Source organism: Nocardioides bruguierae (genome assembly GCF_023554635.1).
Taxonomy (GTDB): Bacteria; Actinomycetota; Actinomycetes; order Propionibacteriales; family Nocardioidaceae; genus Nocardioides; species Nocardioides bruguierae.
The window spans coordinates 38,345-56,634 of the sequence record NZ_JAMJPH010000006.1 but is presented as its reverse complement, the minus strand read 5'-3'; the positions used below and the strand labels follow the sequence as shown (position 1 = coordinate 56,634).

The 18,290-nt window shown below is 74.5% G+C and carries 21 protein-coding genes; 16 read left to right on the top strand and 5 right to left on the bottom strand.

The window, feature by feature from the left end; all coding sequences use genetic code 11:
• Position 1: 1 nt before the first annotated feature.
• Positions 2–544, bottom strand: a complete 543-nt coding sequence (locus M8316_RS05005; protein ID WP_250052557.1) for a CGNR zinc finger domain-containing protein — start codon at positions 542–544, stop codon at positions 2–4.
• Between the two features lie 47 nt (positions 545–591).
• Between M8316_RS05005 and M8316_RS05000 the strand changes: the two genes are divergently transcribed.
• The 3 genes from M8316_RS05000 (at position 592) to M8316_RS04990 (ending at position 3,065) form a co-directional block, all read left to right on the top strand.
• On the top strand, positions 592–1,581 hold the full coding sequence (locus M8316_RS05000) for an EamA family transporter (protein WP_250052555.1): 990 nt from the start codon (positions 592–594) through the stop codon (positions 1,579–1,581).
• 54 nt (positions 1,582–1,635) lie between these two features.
• A complete protein-coding gene (locus M8316_RS04995) occupies positions 1,636–2,034 on the top strand; it encodes a GNAT family N-acetyltransferase (protein WP_250052553.1) in 399 nt (132 codons plus the stop codon).
• Positions 2,035–2,129: 95 nt separating this feature from the next.
• The gene (locus tag M8316_RS04990; RefSeq protein ID WP_250052552.1) at positions 2,130–3,065 is read left to right on the top strand and encodes a hypothetical protein; all 936 of its coding nucleotides are present in this window, start codon (positions 2,130–2,132) and stop codon (positions 3,063–3,065) included.
• A 10-nt stretch (positions 3,066–3,075) separates the two neighbouring features.
• On the opposite strand, the gene M8316_RS04985 is transcribed toward M8316_RS04990, so the two are convergent.
• From M8316_RS04985 to ccrA, 3 genes are all read right to left on the bottom strand, one after another.
• Positions 3,076–4,245, bottom strand: a complete 1,170-nt coding sequence (locus tag M8316_RS04985; protein ID WP_250052550.1) for an AI-2E family transporter — start codon at positions 4,243–4,245, stop codon at positions 3,076–3,078.
• Positions 4,246–4,247: 2 nt separating this feature from the next.
• The gene (locus M8316_RS04980) at positions 4,248–5,519 is read right to left on the bottom strand and encodes a coiled-coil domain-containing protein (protein WP_250052549.1); all 1,272 of its coding nucleotides are present in this window, start codon (positions 5,517–5,519) and stop codon (positions 4,248–4,250) included.
• Positions 5,520–5,755: 236 nt separating this feature from the next.
• The gene (ccrA, locus tag M8316_RS04975; RefSeq protein ID WP_250052548.1) at positions 5,756–7,093 is read right to left on the bottom strand and encodes a crotonyl-CoA carboxylase/reductase; all 1,338 of its coding nucleotides are present in this window, start codon (positions 7,091–7,093) and stop codon (positions 5,756–5,758) included.
• A 201-nt stretch (positions 7,094–7,294) separates the two neighbouring features.
• Here ccrA and M8316_RS04970 point away from each other — a divergent pair, with 201 nt between their 5' ends.
• The 4 genes from M8316_RS04970 to M8316_RS04955 are packed head-to-tail and all read left to right on the top strand — an operon-like array spanning position 7,295 to position 10,825.
• Positions 7,295–8,338, top strand: coding sequence for an ABC transporter ATP-binding protein (locus M8316_RS04970; protein ID WP_250052547.1), 1,044 nt, complete (start codon positions 7,295–7,297; stop codon positions 8,336–8,338).
• Complete coding sequence (locus tag M8316_RS04965; protein WP_250052546.1) at positions 8,335–9,162, top strand: ABC transporter permease; 828 nt, start codon at positions 8,335–8,337, stop codon at positions 9,160–9,162. Before M8316_RS04970 ends, M8316_RS04965 begins: the two co-directional genes overlap by 4 nt.
• Positions 9,159–10,205, top strand: coding sequence for a sensor histidine kinase (locus M8316_RS20990; protein ID WP_250052545.1), 1,047 nt, complete (start codon positions 9,159–9,161; stop codon positions 10,203–10,205). Before M8316_RS04965 ends, M8316_RS20990 begins: the two co-directional genes overlap by 4 nt.
• The gene (locus tag M8316_RS04955; RefSeq protein WP_372490556.1) at positions 10,199–10,825 is read left to right on the top strand and encodes a response regulator transcription factor; all 627 of its coding nucleotides are present in this window, start codon (positions 10,199–10,201) and stop codon (positions 10,823–10,825) included. Before M8316_RS20990 ends, M8316_RS04955 begins: the two co-directional genes overlap by 7 nt.
• A gap of 19 nt (positions 10,826–10,844) precedes the next feature.
• On the opposite strand, the gene mce is transcribed toward M8316_RS04955, so the two are convergent.
• Positions 10,845–11,291, bottom strand: coding sequence for a methylmalonyl-CoA epimerase (gene mce / locus M8316_RS04950; RefSeq protein WP_250052544.1), 447 nt, complete (start codon positions 11,289–11,291; stop codon positions 10,845–10,847).
• A 173-nt stretch (positions 11,292–11,464) separates the two neighbouring features.
• Here mce and M8316_RS04945 point away from each other — a divergent pair, with 173 nt between their 5' ends.
• From M8316_RS04945 to M8316_RS04905, 9 genes are all read left to right on the top strand, one after another.
• The gene (locus tag M8316_RS04945) at positions 11,465–12,655 is read left to right on the top strand and encodes an acetyl-CoA C-acetyltransferase (RefSeq protein ID WP_250052542.1); all 1,191 of its coding nucleotides are present in this window, start codon (positions 11,465–11,467) and stop codon (positions 12,653–12,655) included.
• Positions 12,639–13,643, top strand: a complete 1,005-nt coding sequence (gene meaB, locus M8316_RS04940; protein ID WP_250052540.1) for a methylmalonyl Co-A mutase-associated GTPase MeaB — start codon at positions 12,639–12,641, stop codon at positions 13,641–13,643. The genes M8316_RS04945 and meaB overlap by 17 nt, the downstream gene beginning before the upstream one ends.
• 69 nt (positions 13,644–13,712) lie before the next feature.
• A complete protein-coding gene (locus M8316_RS04935) occupies positions 13,713–13,955 on the top strand; it encodes a hypothetical protein (protein WP_250052538.1) in 243 nt (80 codons plus the stop codon).
• Positions 13,956–14,085: 130 nt separating this feature from the next.
• Entirely contained in the window at positions 14,086–14,241 is a 156-nt protein-coding gene (locus M8316_RS04930) for a hypothetical protein (RefSeq protein ID WP_250052537.1), read from the top strand.
• Positions 14,242–14,254: 13 nt separating this feature from the next.
• On the top strand, positions 14,255–14,773 hold the full coding sequence (locus M8316_RS04925; RefSeq protein WP_250052536.1) for a PH domain-containing protein: 519 nt from the start codon (positions 14,255–14,257) through the stop codon (positions 14,771–14,773).
• Positions 14,774–14,779: 6 nt separating this feature from the next.
• Positions 14,780–15,178: a VOC family protein gene (locus M8316_RS04920; protein WP_250052535.1), complete on the top strand. Its 399-nt coding sequence runs from the start codon at positions 14,780–14,782 to the stop codon at positions 15,176–15,178.
• Between the two features lie 74 nt (positions 15,179–15,252).
• The gene (locus M8316_RS04915; protein ID WP_250052534.1) at positions 15,253–16,497 is read left to right on the top strand and encodes an acetyl-CoA hydrolase/transferase family protein; all 1,245 of its coding nucleotides are present in this window, start codon (positions 15,253–15,255) and stop codon (positions 16,495–16,497) included.
• A gap of 49 nt (positions 16,498–16,546) precedes the next feature.
• Entirely contained in the window at positions 16,547–17,497 is a 951-nt protein-coding gene (locus M8316_RS04910; protein ID WP_250052533.1) for a co-chaperone YbbN, read from the top strand.
• Positions 17,498–17,500: 3 nt separating this feature from the next.
• Positions 17,501–18,289 carry an EI24 domain-containing protein gene (locus tag M8316_RS04905; RefSeq protein ID WP_250052532.1) on the top strand — a complete coding sequence of 263 codons (789 nt, stop codon included), beginning with the start codon at positions 17,501–17,503 and terminating at the stop codon, positions 18,287–18,289.
• The last annotated feature ends 1 nt before the right edge of the window (position 18,290 follow it).

Sequence of the window (18,290 nt, the reverse complement as noted above, 5' to 3'; positions counted from 1 at the left end):
CTCAGGCGTCCGCGGCCTGGCGGGCCCGGTAGGCGGCGACGGCGTTGCGGTTGCCGCACGTCGTCGAGCAGAAGCGCTTGGACCGGTTGCGCGAGAGGTCCAGGACGAGGGCCTCGCACTCCTCGTCGGCGCAGATGCCGAAGCGGGACATGTCGTCGGTGCGGATGACGTCGATCATCGCCATCGCCGTCTCGACGCCGATGCGCTCGGCGAGGGCCGCGTCGGGGGCGACGGCGTGGACGTGCCAGTCGTAGGGGTCGTGCCGCACCAGCTGCGGGGTGGCCCCGGCCTCGTGCAGCATCTGGTTCACGGTCTCCACCGCCTCGTCCCGGGGTGCGAGGAAGAGGCTGCGCAGGCGGCTGCGCAGCGCCCGCACCTCCTCCAGCTCGGCCACGGTGCGCTCGTGCCGGCCCGTGTACTCCCACGCGGCGAAGAAGGCGTCCAGGGACGCGACGGTGCTCAGCGCGTCCGGCTCCTCCTCGGCGGTGTTGACGAGCCAGACCGCGGACTGCAGGGCCATCTCGGTGTCATGGGCGAATACCACTTTGACAACTTACCAAAGCAGCCCTAGCGTCATGTCCCATGACGACGATGACTCATGACAGCGCTGCCCTGCGCCGTCCCTCCTCGCGGGTCCGCTCCGGTCTCGTGCTCGCCCTGGTCTCCTCCGGCTCCTTCGGCTTGTCCGGTGCCCTCGCCCGGGGCCTGCTGGACGCCGGGTGGACGCCGGGCGCGGCCGTGCTCGCGCGCATCGCGATCGCTGCCCTCGTCGTCACCCCGCTCGGCCTGCGGGCCCTGGCCGGGCGCTGGCACCTGCTGGCCCGCAACAGCGGCGTGGTCGTCGTCTACGGCCTGCTCGCCGTCGCCGGTGCGCAGTTCTGCTACTTCTCCGCGGTCCAGCACATGCAGGTGGGGCCTGCGCTGCTGATCGAGTACACGGCACCCGCCGTCGTCGTGCTGTGGCTGTGGCTGCGCCAGGGCCAGCGTCCGGGCCGCGTGACGGTGCTCGGCGCCGCGCTCGCCACGGCCGGGCTCGTGCTCGTGCTCGACCTGTTCTCCGGGGCCGACGTCAGCCTGCTCGGCGTCGCCTGGGCGCTGGGCGCCATGATCGGCGCCGCCACGTACTTCATCCTCAACGCGGACGAGAGCAACGGCCTCCCGCCGCTGACCCTCGCCGCCGGCGGCCTCGTCGTCGCCACCCTCGTGCTGGGCGCCCTGGGTGCCGTCGGCGTGCTGCCGATGGCGGGCTCGCTGGACGCGGTGGCCTACGGCACCGTGGCCGGCTCGGTCTCGGTGCCGTGGTGGCTGCCGCTGGCCCTGCTCGGCGTCGTGACCGCCGGCGTCGCCTACACGACGGGCATCGCCGCCGGCCGGCGGCTCGGCTCGCGGCTGGCCTCCTTCGTCTCCCTGACCGAGGTGCTCACCGCCGTCGTGTTCGCCTGGCTGCTGCTGGCCGAGCTGCCCGGCCTCGTCCAGCTGCTCGGCGGCGTGCTGGTGCTCGCCGGCGTGGTGGCCGTGAAGCTGGGGGAGGACCGCTCCGTCACCAGCGCCACGGAGCGCCCCGAGCCCGTCCCCGCCTGACACGCCACCCGGGCGGGCGCCCCGCGTCCGGGGCCGGCCCCCTAGGGTCGGTGCATGCCTGTGGACGTGCGCCCCTACGAGGAGTCCACGCGCGCCGATGCCGACGGCATCGCCCGCCTGTCGCGGCTGGTGCAGTGGCCCTCGCTGGTCGACGCCGAGGTCGTGCACCGGGTGTGCACCGCACCCGGGTCGGTGGCCTACGTGGCCGACGACGGCGGTGAGGTGGTCGGCTGGGCCCAGGCCGTCGGCGACGGCGTGCTCCAGAGCCACCTCTCGTTCGTCGCCGTGCACCCCGACCACCGACGCCGGGGCATCGGTCGCCTCCTCGTCGTCGCCACCTTCCAGGCCACCGCGACCCTGCGGATGGACCTCGTCACCCAGGGGGCCGAGGCGTTCTACGGCTCCTTCGGGCACAAGGCGATGAGCGGCTTCCGCCTCTACCCGGGCGCGTGAGCGTGCAACTCCCGCGGCCTCCGGCGCGTCGAAGGGGCATGACCCTCCGCCCTGCCCGTCCTGTCGCCCTCCCTGTCGCCCGCAGGCTGCCCGCCTTGCTGGGCCTGCTGCTCCTGGGGGCGGCGGCCGCCTGCACGACCGCAGACGCCCCCGAGCCTGCGCCCACCACGTCCGCGGCGAGTCCCTCCGAGCCTGTCTCGGAGGTGGCCGCCGACGGATCGCCGGTGCGGGGCTGGCGCACCGAGGTCTGGCGTGAGGTCGCGGTCTCGGTGCCGGCGGCGTGGGGGAGCGGCGTCGCGCCCGTCGCGCTCGACGACGGCCTCGCGACCTGCGGGGACGCACCCGACCAGGGCGGCTGGGTCGGACGCCCCGTCCAGGTCTCGGACCTGTGCACCCCTCTCGACGGCGCGCCGGTGCCGACGCAGCCGTCGGTCTGGCTCGGCGCGGACCTGGAGCCCGGCACCACCGACCTGGGGGACGGCTGGGTGCGTCGGACGGTGGCCGTGCTGGGCACCACGGTCACGGTGACCAGCGACGACGAGGCGGTGCGCGCGCGGGTGCTGGGGAGCCTGCGCCCGCAGCGACTGTGTCCGACCACGATGGACGTGCTGCCGCGGACCTCCTACGCCTGGACGGTCGAGGGCCCGGGCTCGCTGCGCCGCTCCTGGCTGTGCGCCTACCGCGCCGGGCAGGACGGGCAGGACGGGCAGGACGGGCAGGCGGGCGGCGCCTACCTCGCCCTGGCCCGGGCAGGGGTGTCCGACCGGGTCCTGGAGCGCGCCCGCGACGTGGCGGGCATCTACGGCCGCCGGCCGACCACGTGCCGGCGCGGCGTGGGCGCCCCGCCGGCCGGCGAGGTGGTCGTGGTGAGCGCCCGCAGCCGCGACACCTACGCCCGACCCGGCGCTCCGCTCCTGGTGCAGGACGTGGTGCTGGACCTGTCCTGCGCCAAGGACCGCGCCGTCGTGCGCTCGTTCCGGGAGCCCGCACTGGCGAGCGTGCTCTCCTCGCTCGCGGGTCCTGTGGGCTAGCAGGGGCGTGCTAGCGGGCGTCCTGGCGGGGGATCAGCACCTCGCGGGCCAGCATCAGCAGGGCCGAGGCCGTGGGGATCGCCAGCAGCGCGCCCACCACGCCGAGCAGTGCCGCGCCGACCAGTGCCGCGATGACGGTGACGACGCCGGGCACGTCGACCGAGCGCGACATCACGCGCGGGTAGATGAAGTAGTTCTCCACCTGCTGGTAGACGAGGTAGAAGACCAGGCACGCCAGGCCGATCGTCGGGTCGACGGCGAAGCCGATGAGCGTGACCACGACGGCGCCGAGCGTGGCGCCGACCATGGGGATGACGTCGAGCAGCGCGACGACGAACGCGAGGGCGAAGGCGTACTCGGAGAGTCCGACGACGAAGAAGAAGATCAGCGAGCTGAGGCCCGCGCAGGTGGCGACCACGAACGCGCCGGCGACGTAGCCGCCGACGCTGGCGAGGACCTTGTCGCCCAGGCGGGAGACGCGGTCGCGGCGCGAGGCCGGCGCGAGCTGGTAGAGCGCGTGCTTGGTGGCCCGCATGCTGGCCAGGAAGTACAGCGTGAGGACGACGACGAAGAAGACGTTGGCCAGCGCGCTGAAGATGGCGATGCCGACCCCGAGGACGCCGCCGAAGATCGAGGAGATGAACGACCCGCCGGTGACGAAGTCCTGCACCTTGGTGAGGATGTCGAACTGGTCGTTGATCTCGCGGATGCGGTCGTTGGACTCCAGCTGGTCGACCCAGCCGGGCACGCTCTGCCCGATGGCCGTCACCTGGTCGGTGATCACCGGCACGAGCGCGAACGCGAAGCCGGTGAAGGCCACCAGCACGCCGACGATCACCAGGAGCACGGCCAGGCCGCGCTTCACGTGCCGCTTCTCGAGGGCCTCGACCGCGGGGTTGAGCCCGGCGGCCAGGAACATCGCCACGACCAGCAGCACCAGGGTGCTGCCGATCGAGAGCACGAGGCTGCCCAGCCACCAGGCGACGAACGCGCCCAGCGCGCCGAAGAAGCCGATGAGGAACGGGCTGCGCCGGAACGGCGGCCCGGGCGTGCCGAGCTCGGGGTCGTGGGTCGGGGCGTCTGCCTCCGACCCCTCCTCGGGGGCCTCGGTGGCCTCCGAGACGCTGTCGACCAGCGCGTCCGCGCCGTCGTCGGCGCGGACGTCGGGGTCCTGCGGCACGCTCAGTCGTCCTGGCTGTCGGTGTCGGTGTCCTCGGAGTCGTCGCCGGAGAACTTGCCGACCAGCTCCGCCAGCGAGGCGAGCTGGGCGGTGATGCCGTCGCGGCGCTTGCGCAGCCGGTCCACCTCGGCGCGGACCTTGTTGCGCTCGCGCTCGGCCTCGGCCAGGCCCGTGGAGGAGATCGACTCCGCCTGGGTGCGGGCGGAGGAGACGATCTGCTCGGCCTCGCGGCGGGCGCGGGAGAGCAGGGCGTCGGCCTCGGTCTGGGCGCCCTCGCGGTAGGAGGTGGCCTGCTCGGTGGCCTGCCGCGCCCGCTCCTCGGCGGACGAGGCGCGCTGCTCGGCCTCGACCACGAGCCGCTTGGTCTCGGCCATCGTGGACTCGTGGTGGTCGGTGGCCTCGCGGGCCAGCCGCTCCTTCTCCACCGCCAGGGCGCGGCGGGCCTCGGTGACCTCGCGGTCGGCGGCGGCGCGCGCCTGCTCGACGTGGCGCTGCGCGGAGGAGCGCAGCTCGGTGGTCTCCTGCTCGGCGGCCAGCTTCAGCTGGTCGGCGTCGCGCTGGGCGGCGGCGCGCACGTCGGCCGCCTCGGCGCGGGCCAGGGCCCGCTCCTGCTCGGTGTCGGCGGTGGTCCGGGCCCGGGCCTCGTCCAGCTCCTTGAGCTGCACGGTGCGCATGTCCTCGGCCTCGCGGGAGGCGTCGGCGCGGATCGCGTCGCCGTCGCGGTGGGCCTGCGCGATGATTTCCTCGGCCTCCCGCTCGGCGGTCTCGCGGACCTCGGCTGCCTCCTCCTCGGCCAGGCGCAGCATCGCCGACGCGCGCCCGCCGAGCCCGGCGTAGGAGGGGCTGTCGCGCTCGGCGAGGTCGGCCTTGACCTTGGAGAGCTCGGCCTCGAGCACCGAGGTGCGCGAGGCGGTGGACTCGAGCTCGCCGGCGATCTGGTCGCGCTCCTCGACGAGCTGGCGCACCCGGGCGTCGACGACGGCGGAGTCGTAGCCGCCGCGGCGGACCGTGGGGAACGACGGGGGCACCGTGGCCGGGCGCTGGCCGGGGGCCGGGCGGGTGCCGTGGCGGGGCGCGGTCGGCACCGGCGCGGTGGAGGCGGCCGGGTCGGCCTGGCCGCCGGAGGTCCGGCCACCCGTGCCGGACGAGGAGCGGCTCGTGCTGCCGGAAGAGCCCGGGGAGTCCTCGCCCACGGCAGGGATGACCTGGGTCCGGTCCTCGGACCCTCCCTGCTCCGGCTCGTCCTCGAAGATCGACAGCCCCTGGTCGCTCATGGGTGGTGGATACCGTCCTTCATCGGCTCGTGCGGCCCGCACCGGGCCCGGTCGGGGCCCATCCTGGCCCACGCACGGACGAAACCGAACCCCGTCCGCGGAATGTCGTGCGGAATCTCGTCACCGACGGCGGACGCACAGCGGGGCCCTGTCGTGGCGACAGGACCCCGCTGTGTCGGACGCTGTGTCGGCAGCTGTGCCGGCCGCCGGTGCCGGACCGGCGGGTGGGTGCCTGGTCAGACGCCCCGGAACCGGTTGATCGCCGGGAGGTGGGCGTCGCGCATGTCGTGGTCGCGGACGCCGAGACCCTCCTCGGGCGCCAGGCACAGGACCCCGACCTTGCCCTGGTGGGCGTTGTGGTGGACGTCGAGGCTGGCCTGCCCCACCTCGTCGAGGGTGTAGGTGCGCGACAGGGTCGGGTGGATCTTGCCCTTGGCCACGAGGCGGTTGGCCTCCCACGACTCGCGGTAGTTGGCGAAGTGGCTGGAGATGATCTTCTTGAGGTTCATCCACAGGTAGCGGTTGTCGTACTCGTGCATGTAGCCGCTGGTGGAGGCGCACGTGGTGATGGTGCCGCCCTTGCGGGTCACGAAGACGGAGGCGCCGAAGGTCTCGCGGCCGGGGTGCTCGAAGACGATGTCGATGTCCTCCCCGCCGGTCAGCTCGCGAATCTTGGCGCCGAACCGCTTCCACTCCTTCGGGTCCTGGGTGCGCTCGTCCTTCCAGAACTTGTAGCCCTCCTCCGCCCGGTTGATGACGAGCTCGGCGCCCATCGAGCGGGCGATCTTCTCCTTCTCCGCGTTGGAGACCACGCAGACCGGGGTGGCTCCGCCGTTGAGCGCGTACTGCGTCGCGAAGCCGCCGAGGCCGCCGGAGGCACCCCAGATGAGGACGTTGTCGCCCTGCTTCATGTCGCCGCCGTTCTTGGAGACCAGCTGGCGGTAGGCGGTGCAGTTGACCAGCCCGGGGGAGGCGGCCTCCTCCCAGGTGAGGTGGTCCGGCTTCGGCATCAGCTGGTTCGCCTTGACCAGGGCCACGTGTGCGAGTCCGCCGAAGTTGGTCTCGAAGCCCCAGATGCGCTGCTGGGGGTCGAGCATCGTGTCGTCGTGGCCGTCGGGGTCCTCCAGCTCCACCGAGAGGCAGTGGGCGACGACCTCCTGGCCCGGCTTCCACCGGGTCACGCCCGGGCCGGTGCGCAGCACGACGCCGGACAGGTCGGAGCCGACCACGTGGTAGGGCAGGTCGTGGCGCTTGGTGAGCTCGGACTGGCGTCCGTAGCGCTCCAGGAAGCCGAACGTGGAGACCGGCTCGAAGATCGAGGTCCACACGGTGTTGTAGTTGATGGCCGAGGCCATGACGGCCACGAGCGCCTCGCCGGGGCCCAGCTCGGGCATCGCGACCTCGTCGACGTGCAGGGACTTGCGGGGGTCCTTCTCCTTCGAGGGCACTCCCTCGAACATGTCGACCTCGTCCTTCTTGACGAAGGCCGCTCGGTAGGACTCGGGCAGGGACAGGTTCGCGAAGTCCTCGCCGGCTGTGTCACCAGCCATGATGGCGTCGAGGATGTGCTGCACGGTGCTCTCCTTCGGGCTGTGCCGCGGGTGGGTGGCGTGCACGGTAGCCGGACGCGGACGTCCGCTCCTGTGACGCGAGTCTCACGGTAGCGGGGCCGTCCGACCCGGGCCGTCCGGTCCCGTCCACCCCTGACATCCGTCACGGCCCGGACGTGACGGCGCGCAGGTCCTTCCGGGCTCCGCGCGGACGAGGGTGGGGACATGACCATCCACGCCACCCGTACCACCGGGGCCACCGGCGCCACCGGCGCCGTCCGTGACGCCGCCGTCGACCTGCGCGGCCTGCGCCGCACCTTCCGCAGCGCCCACGGCGAGGAGGTCGTGGCCGTCGACGGTCTCGACCTGCTCGTCCGCCCCGGCGAGGTCGTCGCCCTGCTGGGGCCCAACGGCGCCGGCAAGACGACCACCCTCGACGTGGTCCTCGGCCTGTCCCGCCCCAGCGGGGGCACCGCCCGCGTGCTCGGCCTCGACCCGCGCGAGGCGGTGCGGGCCGGACGCGTCGGCGCGGTGCTGCAGACCGGCGGCCTGCTGCCCACGCTGACCGTGGGGGAGACGCTGCGCTACCTCGCGGCCTGCCACCCGGGGCTGGCCGGTCGGCGCGGCCCGGAGGCCGCCGACGACGCCCTGCACCGCGCCGGCATCGCGCATCTCGCCGGACGACGGGTCTCCCGCTGCTCCGGCGGTGAGCAGCAGCGCGTGCGGTTCGCCGCCGCCCTCCTGGCCAACCCGGCGCTGCTCGTCCTGGACGAGCCCACCGCCGCGATGGACGTGGCGGCGCGGCGCGCCTTCTGGGACGCCATGCACGCCGAGGCCGCCGCCGGACGCACGATCGTGTTCGCCACGCACTACCTCGAGGAGGCGGAGGCGTTCGCCCACCGCACCGTGCTGATGGCCCGCGGCCGCGTCGTCGCCGACGGCCCCACCCAGGAGGTGCGCTCCCGGGCGCTCGGGCGCATCGTCTCGGTGGCGCTGGCCGACCCGGCCGCCGCCCGGACCGCCCTGGCGGACCTGCGGCCCCGGCTGGCCCGCGCCGGCGTCGGCGTGCTCGACGCCACCACCGACGGCCCGCGGCTGGTGCTGCGCGTCGACGACGCGGACACGGCTGCCCGCCTCGTCCTGGACGTGGAGGGCGTGCACGACCTCGAGGTTGCCCCCGGTTCCCTCGAGGACGCCTTCCTGCTGCTGACCGCCGACACCGCCACCAACCACACCGCCACCCACACCGCCACGGAGGTGGCCCGATGACCGCCCTGCCCGCACCCGCCGCCACCGCCGTCCCGGCACCCGCGCCCACCGGGCGGGTCGCACCGCTCTCGCCGACCCTGCTGCGGCTGGAGCTGCTGCGGCTCCTGCGCGACCCGGTCACCTGGATCTTCTCCGTCGGCCTGCCGGGGTTCCTCTACGTCATGCTCGGCACCTCCACCGAGTACGCGGACGTCTCCGCCGGCCACGGCAACCTCGCGATGTTCGTGATGATCGCGATGGCCGCCTACGGCGCGGTGACCGCCACCGTCGGCGTGGGCGGACGGGCGGCGCTGGAGCGCACCCAGGGCTGGGGTCGCCAGCTCGGGCTGACGCCGCTGGCCGACCTCACCTGGGTCGGCACCAAGGCGGCGACGGGCGTGGTCCTGGCGTCCCTGCCGGCCCTGCTGGTCTACGGGCTCGGGCTGGCCCTCGGTGCCGAGGGCACGGTGGGGGCCTGGCTCGGCAGCCTGGCCGTCGTCCTCGTGGGGGCCTCGCTGTTCTCGCTGCTGGGGCTGGCGATCGGGCTGGGCTTCGGCACCGACCAGGCCGTGGCCGCGACCGGCGGCGTGGTGGTGGTCCTGGGGTTCCTCGGCAACGTCTTCTACCCGCTCTCCGGCGTGCTGCTGGACATCGCCCGCTTCAGCCCGATGTACGGCTACGTCGGCCTGGCCCGGTACCCGCTCACCGACGGCTGGACGAGCATGGGCGCCGGCCCGGCGTTCCACGACTCGCTGGGGCTGCTGATCGCTAACGTGAGCGTGTGGACGGTCCTGTTCGGCCTGGTGGCGCTGCTGCTGGTGCGTCGCGCCCGCAGCCGCCAGTGACGGCCCGGCCGTTCCCGGCGGCCCGCCTGCTCTGGCTCGTCTGGCTGGTCTTCCTCGCCTTCCCGCTCTCCGAGGCGGTCGCGGCGGGCGGCGCGGCCACGGCGCTCGGCGTCCTCGGCACGCTCGGCTTCGCCGCGGCCTACGTCGTCGGGGTCTGGCAGCTGCCCGGTGGCGCCGGCTCGCGCACCTCCCTGGTCGTGCTCGCGCTCCTCGCGGGGCTCGTCCTGGGCCTGGTGCCGGTGATCGGGCTGGGCGTGGTCTCGTTCCTGCCGTTCCTGCAGTCCTACGGCGTGTTCGTCCTGCCGCGGCCGTGGTGCTTCTGGTGGGTCGGGGTCGTCGCGCTGGGCCTGCTCGCCCCCTGGCTGCTGGACCCCTCGCAGGGCTGGCTGGTGGTCACGCTGATCGTGGTGGCCGTCGGTGCCGGCACGGCGGTGGGTCGCGAGCTCACCGACCGTGGCGACGCCCTGCGCGGGGTCTCCGAGCAGCTGGCGGTGACCGCCGAGCGGGAGCGGGTGGCCCGCGACGTCCACGACGTGCTGGGGCACAGCCTCACCGTGGTGGTGCTCAAGGCGGAGCTGGCCGAGCGGCTGGTCGAGGCCGACCCGGCGGCCGCCCGGCGCGAGCTCGGTGAGCTGCGCGACCTGGCGCGCGAGTCCCTCGCCGAGGTGCGGGCCACGGTGACCGGGCTGCGGGCCGCGGTGCTCACCGACGAGCTGGCGGCGGCGCGCTCGGCGCTCGAGGCCGCCGGGGTGGCCGCCCGGGTGCCGGACGACGGCGGCGCGCTCGACCCGGCGCTGCACCCGGCCGCGGCCTGGGCCGTGCGCGAGGCGGTCACCAACGTCGTGCGCCACGCCCACGCCACGGCCTGCCGTGTGGAGCTGCTGCCCGCCGGCGTCCGCGTGCTCGACGACGGCGTGGGCCTGCGCGGCAGCGCCCCCGGCAACGGGCTGCGCGGCCTGCGGGAGCGGGTGGCCGCGGTCGACGGGCTGCTGGAGGTCGCCGACCGGCCGGGCGGCGGCACCGTGCTGGAGGTGCTGTGGTGAGCGCGCCGATCCGGCTGCTGCTCGCCGACGACCAGGCCATGGTGCGCGGCGCGCTGGCCGCGCTCCTCTCGCTCGAGCCCGACCTCGAGGTGGTGGCCCAGGTGGGCCGCGGGGACGAGGTGGCCGCCGCCGTGGCCGCGCACGCCCCCGACGTGTGCCTGCTGGACATCGAGATGCCCGGCCTCGACGGCATCGAGGCGTGCCGGCAGGTGGCGCGCTCGCCCCGGCGTTCCGCCGGGCCCCGGGTGCTCGTGGTGACCACCTTCGGGCGGCCCGGCTACCTGCGGCGCGCGCTCGAGGCCGGCGCCGACGGGTTCGTCGTCAAGGACACCCCCGCCGACGCGCTGGCCGAGGCGGTGCGCCGCGTGCACGCCGGCCTGCGCGTCGTGGACCCGACGCTGGCCACCGCCTCCCTGCTGGACGGGGCGAGCCCGCTGACCGAGCGCGAGGCCGACGTCCTGCGCCTGGCCCTGGGCGGGGCGCCGGTGGCCACGATCGCCGCCGACCTGCACCTGTCCGGCGGCACCGTGCGCAACCACCTCTCGGCCGCGATCGGCAAGACCGGCACCACGACCCGGGTCGAGGCCGCGCGGGTGGCGCGCGACCGCGGCTGGATCTGACCCGGCCTCGGGACGCCGGTCAGTGGGCGGCGGCCGGCTCCACCAGCTCGACGAGGATGCCGCCGGCGTCCTTGGGGTGCACGAAGTTGATCCGGGAGTCGCTGGTGCCGCGGCGCGGCTCGTCGTAGAGCAGCCGCAGCCCGCGCTCGCGCAGCGTCGCGGAGACCGCCTCGACGTCGGTGACGCGGTAGGCGATCTGCTGGCAGCCGACGCCGTTGCGGTCGATGAACTTCGCGATCGTGGAGGACTCGTCCAGCGGCGCCAGCAGCTGCACGCAGGAGGTCGAGTCGCCGACCGCCATCATCGCCTCGCGCACGCCCTGCTCGACGTTGGTCTCCTCGTGCTGGAGCGTCATGCCGTAGACGTCGCGGTAGAAGGCGATCGCCTCGTCCAGGTCCGGCACCGCCATGCCGACGTGGTCGATGGCGGTGAAGAGGTTCGCGGGGACGAGCGGAGCAGCGGTCATGGGGCGAGCATGCTGCCGGTGCGACGGGCTGGCAACGGCCGAACGTCATGCTGTGACGTGTGCCACTCCGGTGCCGGTGGTGGCCCGCGCGCCCACGGGACACCGTGGGTAGCCTCGCGAGGGGCGCGGGTCACACCGGCCCCCGCCCGCCGTCGTCCCGCGCAGGAGGAACCATGTCCGCATCCGTCATCGTCGCCGGTGCCCGTACCCCGATCGGCCGCCTGCTGGGCGGCCTGTCCACGCTCTCGGCCGCCGACCTGGGCGGCGTCGCCATCGCCGGCGCCCTGGAGAAGGCCGGCGTGACCGGCGACCAGGTCGACTACCTCGTCATGGGCCAGGTCATCCAGGCCGGCGCCGGCCAGAACCCCGCGCGCAGCGCCGGGATCGCGGGCGGCCTCCCGCCGGCCGTCCCCTCCATCACCATCAACAAGGTCTGCCTCTCCGGCATCAACGCCATCGCCTACGCCGACCAGCTGGTCCGCGCGGGCGAGGCGGACGTCGTCGTGGCCGGCGGCATGGAGTCGATGACCCTGGCCCCGCACCTGCTGCCGAAGTCCCGCTCCGGCTTCAAGTACGGCGACACCACGCTCGTGGACTCCATGGCCTACGACGCCCTCTACGACCAGCTCACCCAGCAGGCGATGGGCGGGCTCACCGAGGCCGTCAACGCCGAGGGCGTGGCCCTGACCCGCGAGGAGCAGGACTCCTTCGCCGCGCAGTCGCACCAGAAGGCCGCGGCGGCGCAGAAGAACGGTGTCTTCGACGAGGAGATCGTGCCGGTCTCCATCCCGCAGCGGAAGGGCGACCCGGTCGTCGTCTCGGTCGACGAGGGCGTGCGCGGCGACACCACCACCGAGTCCCTGGGGCGCCTGCGTCCGGCGTTCTCGCGGACCGGCACCATCACCGCCGGCTCGGCCTCCCAGATCTCCGACGGTGCCGCCGCCGTCGTGGTGATGAGCAAGGACAAGGCGGAGGAGCTCGGCCTGGACTGGCTGTGCGAGATCGGCGCCCACGGCATGGTGGCCGGGCCGGACTCCAGCCTGCAGATGCAGCCCGCCAACGCCACGGCCAAGGCCTGCGCCAAGGAGGGCATCGAGCCCGGCGCCCTCGACCTGGTGGAGTTCAACGAGGCCTTCGCGGCGGTGGGCATCGAGTCCACCCGGGCGCTCGGCCTGGACCCCGAGAAGGTCAACGTCAACGGCGGCGCCATCGCGCTGGGCCACCCGGTCGGCATGTCGGGTGCCCGCATCGTGCTGCACCTCGCGCTGGAGCTGCGGCGCCGCGGCGGTGGCGTCGGTGCGGCCGCGCTGTGCGGTGGCGGCGGGCAGGGTGACGCCCTGATCGTGCGTGTCCCGCAGTCCTGAGCCCCGTCGACGGGTCGTCGACGTCCCGGACCTGGTCGCGCGTGCCCGCGCCGGCCAGGTCCGGGCCGTCGCGCGCCTGCTGAGCCTCGTCGAGACGGACTCACCCCACCTGCGCGAGGCGATGACCCTGCTCGCGCCGCACACCGGCCGGGCGCAGGTCGTGGGCATGACCGGCGCGCCCGGCGTCGGCAAGTCCACCTCCACCAGCGCGCTGGTCTCCGCGCTGCGGGCCTCGGGTCGCACCGTCGGTGTGCTCGCCGTCGACCCCAGCTCCCCGTTCTCCGGCGGCGCGCTGCTGGGGGACCGCATCCGCATGGAGTCGCACACCGGCGACGCCGGCGTCCTCGTGCGCTCGATGGCCTCGCGCGGCCACCTCGGCGGCCTCTCCGCCGCCACCCCGCAGGCCGTGCGGGTGCTGGACGCCGCCGGCTTCGACGTGGTGCTCGTGGAGACCGTCGGGGTCGGGCAGAGCGAGGTCGAGGTCGCCGGGCTCGCCGACACCACCGTCGTCCTGCTGGCGCCCGGGATGGGCGACGGCATCCAGGCCGCCAAGGCCGGCATCCTCGAGGTCGGCGACCTCTACGTCGTGAACAAGGCGGACGCCGACGGCGCCGGTCGGCTGCGCCGCGAGCTGCGCGGGGCGCTCTCGATGGCCGAGCGCGAGCCCGGCGCGTGGGAGCCGCCCGTCCTCTCCACCGTGGCCTCCCGCGGTGAGGGCGTGGCCGAGGTGCTGGCGGCGCTGGAGGAGCATCGCGCCTGGGCCGAGGCCTCCGGTGCGCTGGCGCGGCGACGCCTCGCCCGGGCCCGGGCCGAGATCGAGGCGGTGGCCGTGGCCGAGCTGCGGCGCCGGTGGACCGGCCTCGGCGGTGCCGGCCACCTCGACGACCTCGCCGCCGCCGTGGCTGCGGGGGAGCAGCCCGTGCACGCGGCCGTCGACGTGCTCCTGGAGGCCGTGGACGGCGCGGGTCCTCCGGCGGGCAGCGGCTGAGGGGCGGACCCGCCACGCCAGGCGCCACGCCTGCCTTGACGTGACGGCGCTCACGGGCAGGATGGGGTCATGGTCTGGCTCCTGCTCCTCCTGTTCCCGGTCCTCGCCGTCGCGGACGCCGTCTGGTCCCAGCGGTTCGCGCAGCGGCTGGCCTCGTACTCGACCCGGGAGTACCAGGTGGCCGGGCTCGACCGGGACGACGTCGTCGGCACCCACCACACCTGGGGCCTCTTCCCGTGGAACGCCGTCCGCGTGCGGCGCCGGCTGGAGAAGGCGCGTCGGGACGTCGCGGCGTTCGAGACCCGCCGCTGAGGCGTCCCCACTCCTGGGGACGCGGCCGCCCCGGCGGCGAGCCTCGCGTGTCACCGACGTGGCTGCTGGTACAGATGGGACAGTTCCCTGCCCGGGGACCGACCCGTCACCGACCGAGGACAGAACCCCTGTGAAGAAGCTCCTGCCCTGGCTGATCGTCCTGTTCGTGGTGTTCTGGGTCGTCACCAGCCCCGAGACGTTCGCGAGCTCCGTGCAGGCCGGCGTCGGTGCCGTGCTGGCCTTCTTCGGCTCCCTCGTCGACGTCATCAACGGGTTCGCCCGCTGACGCAGGCGCGTCCATGGGCCTGCTGACCGCGCTGGGGGACCCCCGCATCTCCCGCCACCTGCTGCGCGAGGAGGGCGAGGTCATCGTCGACGAGGTCACCCACCACTGGGTCGCCTACGTCCGACCCGTCGCCGAGGGCGTCCTCGGCGTCGCGCTGCTGTGCACCGTGCCCTTCGCCCGGGTGGAGATCGCCTGGCTGCCGCTCGTGCTCTTCCTCGTGCTCGCGGTCCGCGCCACCTGGGGCTTCCTCTCCGAGCGGGTCGACCGGTTCGTGATCACGAACATGCGGGTCTTCCGCGTCCACGGCGTGCTCAACCGCCAGCTCTCCACGATGCCCCTGAGCCGCATCCTCGACATCTCCGTCACCAAGCCGCTGCTCGGGCGACTCCTCGGCTACGGCCACTTCGTCTTCGAGTCCGCCGCCCAGGAGCAGGGGCTGCGCGACATCCGCTTCGTCGGACGCCCCGACCAGCGCGACCTCACCATCCAGCGCGTGGTGCAGCGCGCCGGCCTGCGCGGCCCGCGGGTCTGACCGGCCATGTCCTCCGCGCTGCACCACGTCGAGCTGTGGACCGGTGACCTGGCGGCCGTCGAGCAGGCCTGGGGGTGGCTGCTCGGCAGGCTCGGGTGGCGAGACGGGGACGCCTGGGACCGTGGGCGCACCTGGACGCACACGGACGGGACCTACCTCGTGCTCGAGCAGTCGCCGGCCGTCACGGACGAGGTCCACGACCGCCTGCGTGCCGGCATGAACCACCTCGCGCTGCACGCCCCGACCTCGGCCGTGCTGGACGACGTCCGGGCCGACGCGGCCGCACACGGGTGGTGCGAGATGTTCGCCGAGCGCTACCCGCACGCGGGAGGGCCCGCGCACCGCGCACTCTTCCTGGAGAACGAGCAGGGGTTCGAGATCGAGATCGTCGCGCCTCCTGCCTGAGGTAACCGGTGTCTCACCGGCATCGGGACCTCCGTCCCTCCGCAGGGGGCCGGGCCCGGGTGTCCCATGGGGGAGTGGACCTGACGACACTGCTGTCCGAGCTCCCCGACGACCCGCGCGTGGTCGTCACCGGGAACCACGCGACCCCCTGGCACGCCCTCGGCCTGCTCGACGAGGCCATGCAGGCCGCCGGCCGCACCTACCGGCTGTGGGCGCTGAACGGTCAGCGGGGCCTGCCCGACCACGAGGGCGTCGTGCTGGAGACCTGCTTCGTGGGGGCCGGGCAGCGACGCAGCCCGCGACTGCACTACGTGCCGGCCCGGCTGTCGCTGGTGCCGACGGTGCTCAAGACGACGCTCGTGCCCGACCTCGTCCTGCTGCACACCACCCGGCCACGCCACGGCAGGGTCTCGCTGGGCGTCGAGGTCAACGTGCTGCCCGCCGCGATCGAGGCCTGCCGCGCGGGCGGCGGCAAGGTCGTCGTCCAGGTCAACGAGAACATCCCGTGGACCACCGGGGACGCCCTGGTCGACCTCGACGTCGTCGACCTCGTGATCGAGGCGGACGACGCCGTGCCGCTGGCCCCGGAGATCGCCCTGGACGCCGGCAGCCGCCTGATCGGCGGACTCGTGGCCGACCGGGTCAGCGACGGCTCGACCCTCCAGGCCGGCATCGGCGCCGTGCCCGACGCCGCGCTGCGCGGCCTCACCGACCGACGCGGCCTGCGCGTCTGGACCGAGATGTTCTCCGACTCCGTGCTGGCGCTGGAGAAGGCGGGCGCGCTCGACCCGGACGTGCCCGTGCAGGCGTCCTTCCTGTTCGGCAGCGCCGAGCTGCTCGACTGGGTCGACGACAACCCACGCATCCACATGATCCGCACCGAGACCTCCAACGACCCCGGGCTGATCGCCCGCAACCCGCGGATGGTCAGCGTCAACACCGCCCTCCAGGTCGACCTGTTCGGCCAGGCCAACGCCTCGCGCCTCAACGCCCGCATCCACTCCGGCTTCGGCGGCCAGACCGACTTCATCGTCGGCGCCCTGCACAGCCCCGGCGGGCAGGCCCTGCTCGCGCTGAAGTCCTGGCACCCCAAGGCGGACGTCTCCACGATCGTGCCGCTGGTCGACGAGCCGGTGACCTCCTTCCAGGTCTCCGCGGTCATCACCGAGCACGGCGTCGCCGAGGTGTTCGGCCGCAGCCAGGGCGAGCAGGCGCGCAACCTCATCGCGCACGCCGCGCACCCGCAGGTGCGCGACGAGCTCACCGAGGAGGCGATCGCCCTCGGGCTGCTGCCGGCGGGCTCCGCGATCCCGACCTGAGCCCCACCGGGCGATTCGACCACCCGGTCGGTCTCCCTAGGATGGAGCCATGACGCAGCAGCCGTTCTCCCGCCCCGGTGCCATCGACCTGTCCGCGCTGAAGTCCGCGCCGACGTCGTCGCCGGCCGGCGCCCCGGCTCCCGGTGGCGCGGGCGAGGCCCCCGCCGGTGGCGGGTCGCACTCCTACGCGCTCGAGGTCACGGAGCAGAACTTCCAGCAGGTGGTCGAGGCCTCGATGACGGCCCCCGTCCTGCTGGCCTTCCACTCCCCGCAGCGGATGCCGGAGTCCTCCCAGCTCGCCTCCGACCTCGCGACCGTCGTCGAGGAGCTGGAGGGCCGGGTGCTCGCCGGCCTCGTGGACGTGGACGCCGCGCCGCAGCTGGCGCAGGCCGTGCAGGTGCCCTCGGTGCCGTTCGTGGTGGCGATCATCGACGGACGCCCCCAGCCGCTGCTCCAGGACGCGGTGCCGATCGACTCGCTGCGCCAGATGCTCCAGCAGGTGCTCCAGCAGCTCACCGCCGCCGGCATGACCGGCCGCCACCAGCCGCTGCACGCCGGCCCCGCGGCCGAGGGCGAGGAGGACGCGGTCGACCCGCGCTACGCGCCCGCCCAGGACGCCCTCGCCGCCGGTGACGTCGACGCCGCAGTGGCCGAGTACGAGAAGCTGGTCAAGGCCAACCCGGCGGACGCCGAGGCCGCCGCCGGCCTGGCCATGGCGAAGGTGCTGCAGCGCACCCAGGGCGTCGACCTCCACGCCGCGCGCGCCGCCGCGGCCGCGGACCCCGACGACATCGATGCCCAGACGCTCTGCGCCGACCTCGACATGCTCGGCGGGCACGTGGACGACGCCTTCAACCGCCTCGTCGACCTCGTCCGCCGCACCGCCGGCGACGACCGCACCAAGGCGCGCGAGCACCTCCTCGGGCTCTTCGCGGCCGTGGGCAACGACGACGCCCGCGTGCTGCGCGGGCGGCAGAACCTGGCCTCCGCGCTCTTCTGACCCGTGCCGGCCGTCCCCGCCCCGGTGCCCGGGTTCCTCGACGGCGCCCAGCACCTGCTGGGCGGCTTCGGGATGTGGCGCCGCCGCCCCGGCCTGATGGCGCTCGGCATGCTCCCGGCCCTGCTGGTGCTGCTCGTCGTGGGCGCGCTGCTGGTGACCCTGCTGCTGACCCTCGGCGACCTGGTCGCCTGGGCCACCCCGTTCGCCGACGGGTGGGCGGACGCCGGCCGGGTCGCGCTGCGCGTCGGCCTGGGCCTGGTGACGTTCGTGGGCGCCTCGGTGCTCGCGGTGCTCACCTTCACCGCGCTCACGCTCACCGTGGGCGACCCCTTCTACGAGCGGATCTGGCGGGCCACCGAGGAGATCCTCGGGGACGCCCCCGACGGTGACGGGCTCGGCTTCTGGGCCTCGGCCCGGGACGCCGGCGTCCTGCTGATCCTCGGGCTGGCCACCGGCGTCGGGCTGTTCGTGCTCGGCCTCGTGCCGTTCCTGGGCGGGGTGGTCGGCACCGTCCTCGGCGTCCTCGTCTCCGGGTGGCTGCTCGGCTCGGAGCTGCTGAACCGGCCGCTGGAGGCCCGCGGCGTCGACCGGGCGGCCCGGCGCGAGCTGCTGCGCGGCCACCGCGCCGCCGTCCTGGGCTACGGCGTGGCCACCCAGGTCTGCTTCCTGGTGCCGTTCGGCGGGGTGGCGGTGATGCCGGCCGCGGTCGTCGGCTCCACCACGCTCGCGCGCGACCTGCTCGGCGACCCGCGCTCGCGCCGGTTCCTCGCGCAGGTCGCGGCCACGGGTTGAC

Bases quoted from the DNA above. Each gene is read 5' to 3' on its own strand.
- mce (WP_250052544.1), bottom strand. From the start codon at position 11,291: ATGACCGCTGCTCCGCTCGTCCCCGCGAACCTCTTCACCGCCATCGAC.
- M8316_RS04920 (WP_250052535.1), top strand. From the start codon at position 14,780: ATGTCCTCCGCGCTGCACCACGTCGAGCTGTGGACCGGTGACCTGGCG.
- M8316_RS04980 (WP_250052549.1), bottom strand. From the start codon at position 5,519: ATGAGCGACCAGGGGCTGTCGATCTTCGAGGACGAGCCGGAGCAGGGA.
- M8316_RS04970 (WP_250052547.1), top strand. From the start codon at position 7,295: ATGACCATCCACGCCACCCGTACCACCGGGGCCACCGGCGCCACCGGC.
- M8316_RS04935 (WP_250052538.1), top strand. From the start codon at position 13,713: ATGGTCTGGCTCCTGCTCCTCCTGTTCCCGGTCCTCGCCGTCGCGGAC.
- M8316_RS04995 (WP_250052553.1), top strand. From the start codon at position 1,636: ATGCCTGTGGACGTGCGCCCCTACGAGGAGTCCACGCGCGCCGATGCC.
- M8316_RS04965 (WP_250052546.1), top strand. From the start codon at position 8,335: ATGACCGCCCTGCCCGCACCCGCCGCCACCGCCGTCCCGGCACCCGCG.
- M8316_RS04945 (WP_250052542.1), top strand. From the start codon at position 11,465: ATGTCCGCATCCGTCATCGTCGCCGGTGCCCGTACCCCGATCGGCCGC.
- M8316_RS04925 (WP_250052536.1), top strand. From the start codon at position 14,255: ATGGGCCTGCTGACCGCGCTGGGGGACCCCCGCATCTCCCGCCACCTG.
- M8316_RS04910 (WP_250052533.1), top strand. From the start codon at position 16,547: ATGACGCAGCAGCCGTTCTCCCGCCCCGGTGCCATCGACCTGTCCGCG.
- M8316_RS05000 (WP_250052555.1), top strand. From the start codon at position 592: ATGACTCATGACAGCGCTGCCCTGCGCCGTCCCTCCTCGCGGGTCCGC.